Origin of the sequence: Kitasatospora sp. NPDC059571 (genome assembly GCF_042735675.1) — a bacterium.
GTDB lineage: Bacteria > Actinomycetota > Actinomycetes > Streptomycetales > Streptomycetaceae > Kitasatospora.
On the sequence record NZ_JBHWBW010000492.1, the window covers coordinates 1 to 5,802 of the forward strand.

6 protein-coding genes are annotated in these 5,802 nt (G+C 74.6%); 2 read left to right on the forward strand and 4 right to left on the reverse strand.

Annotated elements, in window-relative coordinates; genetic code table 11:
* On the reverse strand, positions 1–330 hold a 330-nt coding region (locus ACFV0G_RS33715), incomplete at its 3' end, for a TetR/AcrR family transcriptional regulator (protein ID WP_380556218.1).
* A gap of 87 nt (positions 331–417) precedes the next feature.
* On the opposite strand from ACFV0G_RS33715, the gene ACFV0G_RS33720 reads away from it, so the two are divergent.
* Together ACFV0G_RS33720 and ACFV0G_RS33725 are read left to right on the forward strand one after the other, a co-directional pair.
* Positions 418–1,338 carry an SDR family oxidoreductase gene (locus ACFV0G_RS33720; protein WP_380556228.1) on the forward strand — a complete coding sequence of 307 codons (921 nt, stop codon included), beginning with the start codon at positions 418–420 and terminating at the stop codon, positions 1,336–1,338.
* Positions 1,339–1,392: 54 nt separating this feature from the next.
* Entirely contained in the window at positions 1,393–1,863 is a 471-nt protein-coding gene (locus tag ACFV0G_RS33725) for a PPOX class F420-dependent oxidoreductase (protein ID WP_380556220.1), read from the forward strand.
* 21 nt (positions 1,864–1,884) lie between these two features.
* Here ACFV0G_RS33725 and ACFV0G_RS33730 read toward each other — a convergent pair whose 3' ends face one another.
* The 3 genes from ACFV0G_RS33730 to ACFV0G_RS33740 form a co-directional block, all read right to left on the reverse strand.
* On the reverse strand, positions 1,885–2,910 hold the full coding sequence (locus ACFV0G_RS33730; protein WP_380556222.1) for an isopenicillin N synthase family dioxygenase: 1,026 nt from the start codon (positions 2,908–2,910) through the stop codon (positions 1,885–1,887).
* 290 nt (positions 2,911–3,200) lie between these two features.
* Complete coding sequence (locus ACFV0G_RS33735; RefSeq protein WP_380556224.1) at positions 3,201–4,796, reverse strand: AMP-binding protein; 1,596 nt, start codon at positions 4,794–4,796, stop codon at positions 3,201–3,203.
* Positions 4,797–4,858: 62 nt separating this feature from the next.
* Positions 4,859–5,539: a TetR/AcrR family transcriptional regulator gene (locus tag ACFV0G_RS33740; protein ID WP_380556226.1), complete on the reverse strand. Its 681-nt coding sequence runs from the start codon at positions 5,537–5,539 to the stop codon at positions 4,859–4,861.
* Positions 5,540–5,802 lie beyond the last annotated feature (263 nt).

Consider the following 5,802-nt stretch of genomic DNA (forward strand, 5'->3'; position numbering starts at 1 on the left):
GGCGCGACCCCGGCCGGGCGGGGGCGGGGGGGGCCGGGGGGGGCGGGCGCTGGGGGTGTCCCCCGGGGGCGCCCGGGCCCCCACCGCGTCGATCGGCGCCGCGGACTCCGGGGCCCCGGCGACCGCCGCGGCGAACAGCTCCTGCAGGACGCCCGACCCGTCGAAGAGCACCTCGCGCTTGTCGGCGTAGTGCCGGAAGAACGTCCGCTCGGTGAGGCCGGCCCGTTCGGCGATCTCCGCCACGGTGGTCTGCTCGTAGCCGCGTTCGCCGTAGAGCCCCAGCGCCGCCTCCGCCAGGCGCCCGCGCGCGTTCGGCTCCCATCTGCCCATGGGGGGATCCTACGCGATGACAGTCCCTGACATCACGTGCTAGCGTCGATGACAGTCACTGACATCGACAGGTCTGGGGTCTTCCTCATGCGCATCTTCGTGACCGGCGCGTCCGGCTGGATCGGATCCGCCCTCGTTCCCGAGCTCATCGGCGCGGGGCACCGGGTCGTCGGGCTCGCCCGCTCCGACGCCTCCGCCGCCGCCCTCACCGCCGCCGGGGCCGAGGTGGTCCGCGGCACCGTCGACGACCTCGACGTCCTGGGCGCCGCCGCGGCCGGGGCGGACGGGGTGGTCCACCTCGCCTTCAAGCACGACATCGCCTTCGGCGGCGACTTCCGGGGCGCCGCCGAGGCCGACCGCCGCGCCGTCGACACCCTCGGCGAGGCGCTGGCCGGCACCGGCCGGCCCCTCGTCATCGCCTCGGGCCTGGCCGGCCTCAAGCCGGGGCAGGCGGCGACCGAGCACGACGTGCCCGTGGCCGACGGCTCGCCGGTCTCCGCCCGGGCCGTCACCGCCGCGGCGGTGCTGGCGCTCGCCTCGCGCGGCGTGCGGTCGTCCGTGGTGCGGCTGGCCCCGACCTGCCACGGCGACGGGGACAACGGGTTCATGGCGACCCTGGTCGCGATCGCCCGGGCCACCGGGGTCTCCGGGTACATCGGCGACGGCGCCAACCGCTGGCCCGCCGTCCACCGCCTCGACGCCGCACGGCTGTTCCGCCTCGCGGTCGAGCGGGCCCCCGCGGGCACGGTGCTGCACGGCGCCGCCGAGGAGGGCGTGGCGATCCGCGACGTCGCCCAGGTGGTCGGCCGTCACCTCGGAGTGCCGGTCGCCCCGGTGGCCCCCGAGGACGCGGCCGCGCACTTCACCTGGCTGGGCGGCTTCCTCGCACTCGACTGCCCGGCGTCGAACACCCTGACCCGCGAGCTGCTGGACTGGGACCCGACCGGCCCCGGCCTGCTGGCGGACCTCGACCAGGGCCACTACTTCGCCGCCCCCGCCGCCTCCTGACCCCCACCGCGCGGACCGCTGCGGCGCGCTGCCCCCGGCCCTAGGCTGACGCCCATGAGCCCTTCGATCGCCACCACCACCCGAGTGCAGCTGGCCGGCCTGCTGGACTTCGTCCGCCCCCGCCACCGGGCGCTGCTGCTCACCCGCCGCGCCGACGGCAGTCCGCAGGCCTCGCCGCTGACCTGCGGTGTGGACGACGCCGGCCGGATCGTGCTGTCCACGTACCCGGAGCGGGCGAAGACCCGCAACGCGCGGCGGGACCCGGCGGTGAGCGTGGTGGTGCTCTCCGACGAGTGGGACGGCCCGTGGGTGCAGATCGACGGCGAGGCCGAGGTGCTCGACGTCCCGGAGGCCGTCGAGCCGCTGGTCGAGTACTACCGGAACATCGCGGGGGAGCACCCGGACTGGGACGAGTACCGGGCCGCGATGGTGCGGCAGGGGAAGTCGCTGATCCGGATCACCCCGCGGCGCTGGGGGCCGATCGCGACCGGCGGCTTCCCGGCCCGCCTCGCCCCGGACGCGTGACGGGGCGGGCCGGGGGCCGGCTCAGGCCGCGGTGAGCGGCATCAGTTCGGCGTGGTGCCGCCGGGTCACCTCGGGATGCGCGCGAACGTACCCCTTCAGCTCGTTGCGCCCGAACTCGGCGAACAGCGGGTTGGCCGGGTCCTCGGTGGCGCCGGGCGCGTGGTGGGCCTGCGGGAACTCCAGCGGCTCGATGTGCGCGTCCAGCCGCGGGTTGTAGAAGAACGGGACGGAGAACCGCTCCCGCGCGCCGGGCGGGCTGACCACCCGGTGGCTGGTCGCCTTCAGGTAGCCGTCGGTGGCGACCTCCAGCAGCTCGCCGAGGTTGACCACGAACGCGCCCGGCATCGGCGGCACTTCCAGGTACGTGCCGTCGGGGCGCTCCACCTGGAGCCCGCCGACGGAGTCCTGGAGCAGCAGGGTGATGAAACCGTAGTCCTTGTGCGACCCGACGCCCTGGCCCGCGCCGTCCGGCGCGGTGCCCGGGTAGCGCACCAGCTTGAGCCGCAGGTGCGGGTGCCCGGCGAAGGCCTCGTCGTAGAAGTCGGGACGGGCGCCGATCGAGGCCAGCAGCTCGTGCAGCAGCCGCTCGGCGACCGCGCCGAGCCGGTCGATCCAGTGCAGCGAGGCCTCCTGCAGCTCGGGCAGGGCCTCCGGCCACTGGTTGGGGCCCTCCAGCCACCAGTACGGCGGTTCGCCCGGCGCGGGCACGTGCGGCGGGAGTTCGGCGCCGATGTCGAGCTGGTCGCGCCAGTCCTGGCTGCCCCCGGTGCGCTCGTCGCCCGTCCGGGTGTAGCCGCGGAAGTGCGGCGAGTTGAGGTTGCTCACGGCCAGTCGCTCGGCCTCGGGGAGCGCGAAGAAGGCCCGCATGGCGTCGGTGAGCGCGGCCGTCTCGGCGGCTGTCACGCCGTGCCCGACCAGCTGGAAGAAGCCGACGTCGGTGGCGGCCGACCGCAGGGCCGCGTGCAGCCGGGCGCGGTCCTCGGCGCTGCCGTCGGCGAGGGAGAGGTCGATCACGGGGAGACGGGTGGGATGGGACTGCTGGGTCATGGGTGACATCACCTGGGGTGTCGATGCCCGGCGGTCGCCGGCGGTCGCCGGGGACGCTGCCGCTGCCGCACCGGGAGTGTCGGGTGCAGCGGGGCCGGGGCGGGTGTGTGCCCTGAGGGCGGAGGACGAGCGGGATCAGCCGGAGCGTCGACAGGACATGCTCGTGACGCGGAGCAGGTCCACGTGGCGACGGCTGACGAGAATGAGCACCTCACCAGGGTAACGGACGGCGACCGGCGGCGGCCGGGCCCGCCGCCCGCCCGGTAACCGGGCCCGCCCGGCCCGCCGGCTCACCCGGCGAGGGCCCGGGCGGCCTGCTCCCTCAGCTCGTTCTTTCTGACCTTGCCGCTGACCGTCATCGGGAATCCGTCGACCACGTGCACGTGGCGGGGCGTCTTGTAGTGCGCGAGGCGGCCGCGGCAGTACGCGGCGACCTCCTCGGCCCCCAGCGTGCCGTCCGGGTCGCGCAGCACCACGAAGGCGCAGATCTCCTCGCCGTACCGCTCGTCGGGCACGCCGACCACCTGGACGTCGGCGATCGCCGGGTGGGCGTGCAGGAACTCCTCGATCTCGCGGGGGTACACGTTCTCGCCGCCGCGGATGATCATGTCCTTGATCCGGCCGACGACCGCCAGGTAGCCGTCCTCGCGCATCACGGCGAGGTCGCCGGTGTGCATCCAGCCCTCGGCGTCGATCGCCTCGGCGGTGCGCTCCGGGTCGTTCCAGTAGCCGAGCATCACCGAGTAGCCGCGGGTGCACAGCTCGCCGGGCTCGCCGCGCTCCACCGTCAGCCCGGTCTCCGGGGCGACCACCTTCACCTCCAGGTGCGGCAGCACCCGGCCGACCGTGCCGGTGCGGTGCTCCAGGTCGTCGTCCCGGCGGGTCTGGGTGGAGACCGGCGAGGTCTCGGTCATCCCGTACGCGATGGCGACCTCGGCCATGTGCATCTCGGTCTGGACGCGCTTCATCACCTCCACCGGGCAGGGCGAGCCGGCCATGATCCCGGTGCGCAGCGAGGTGAGGTCGTACGCCGCGAAGTCGGCGAGGCCGAGCTCGGCGATGAACATCGTCGGCACGCCGTACAGCGAGGTGGCCCGCTCGGCCTGGACGGCGTGCAGGGTGGCCGCCGGGTCGAAGCCCTGGCCGGGGATGATCGCGCAGGCGCCGTGGCTGAGCGCCGCGAGGTTGCCCATCACCATGCCGAAGCAGTGGTAGAAGGGCACCGGCAGGCAGATCCGGTCCTGCTCGGTGTAGCCGACCAGTTCGCCCACCCAGTAGCCGTTGTTGAGGATGTTGCGGTGGGAGAGGGTGGCGCCCTTGGGGAAGCCGGTGGTGCCGGAGGTGTACTGGATGTTGATCGGATCGTCGGCCGCCAGGTCGGCCGGGAACTCGCCGTCCCCGTCCAGGTCCCGGAACTCCGGGTCGCCGATCCACAGCGTCTCGCGCAGGCCCGGGCACTGCTCGCGGACCTCGGCCACCATCGCCCGGTAGTCGCTGGTGCGGTAGGCGGGCTGGGCGACCAGCAGGCTCACCCCGGACTGGTTCAGCGCGTAGGCGAGTTCGTGGGTGCGGTAGGCCGGGTTGATGTTCACCAGGATCGCGCCGAGCCGGGCGGTGGCGTACTGGACCAGCACCCACTCGGGGCAGTTGAGGGCCCAGATGCCGACCCGGTCGCCGCGGCCGACGCCGCGCGCCTGCAGGCCGCGGGCCGTCCGGTCGACGTCCCGGCCGAGTTCGGCGTACGTCCAGCGGCGCCCGCTGGGGACGTCCACCAGCGCCTCCCGGTCGGGGAAGGCGGCGACCGCCTCGTCCAGGCACTGCCCGATCGTCCCGGTCAGCAGCGGGACGTCGGTGGGGCCGTGCGCGTGGGACGCCTGAGCGGTCACCGTTGACCTCCTGGGCTGGGCGGCTCTGCCGGGGACAAGGCTGGTCACCGGGCGCCGGTTCGTCAAGGGTGTCCGGTGTGCGGCGCGGCGCCGTCCGCGCCGGTGCGGCCGTCGCCGGCCGGCTCGGGCCCGGCGGCCGCGGCGAGCAGCGCGTGCACGGCGGTGGCCATGGTGCGCCGGGCGTCCTCGGGCTCCAGTCCGCGGGTGCGCCAGTGGTGCCAGGCGCCCCAGGTGGTGACGGCGTCGAGGGCGTTGAGCAGGTCGGTGCGGCGGTCCTCGGGGAGCGGGTCGAACTCGGTGGCGAAGACCTCGCCGAGTCGGCGCCGGGCGAAGTCGGACACCTGGTCGACGGCCTGGCGGACCTGCTCGGAGGGGGCGTCCATGCGCAGCACGGCGAGCCGCGCGGGGGTGATCCACTCCAGGATCCGGGCCCGCTGCGCGGTGAGTGCGGCGACCCGGGTGGAGCGCGGCCCCTCGGTGGGCAACGGGCCGATGCGGGCGGAGAGTTCGCCCATCCGGCGGGCGATGGCGGTGTCGATCAGCTGGGCCATGTCCTGGAAGTGGTGGAACACCAGGCGCCGTGAGACGCCGGCCCGTTCGGCGACCCGGTCGGCGGGGAAGATCGGCTCACCGTCGTCGAGCAGCGAGAGCAGCGCGTCGGCGATCTTCTCGCGGGTCTGCCGGCCGCGCTCGGTGCGCCCGTCGGCGGCCCGGGCCGCCCCCTGCCCTGCCGTGCCCGCCATCGCGGCCGTCCCTTCCTCGTCGCTCGATTGACATTGTTGCACTTCGAATGCAACCGTAAAGCTGCACGCGGAGTGCAACTAGTTTGTCGGGGGGCGGCGCGGCCGCTTCCGCAACGGAAGGACGACCGGTCGATGTTCACCACCGTCCGGGGCTTTTTCGCAAGAAGAACCGGGGTGCCCCGGTGCCCCAGGGGTAGCATGCTGGGCGCGGGGGCCGCCGCGGTTGGCGTGTTTGTGGGGGGCCCCCCCCCGGGCGTAGCCCA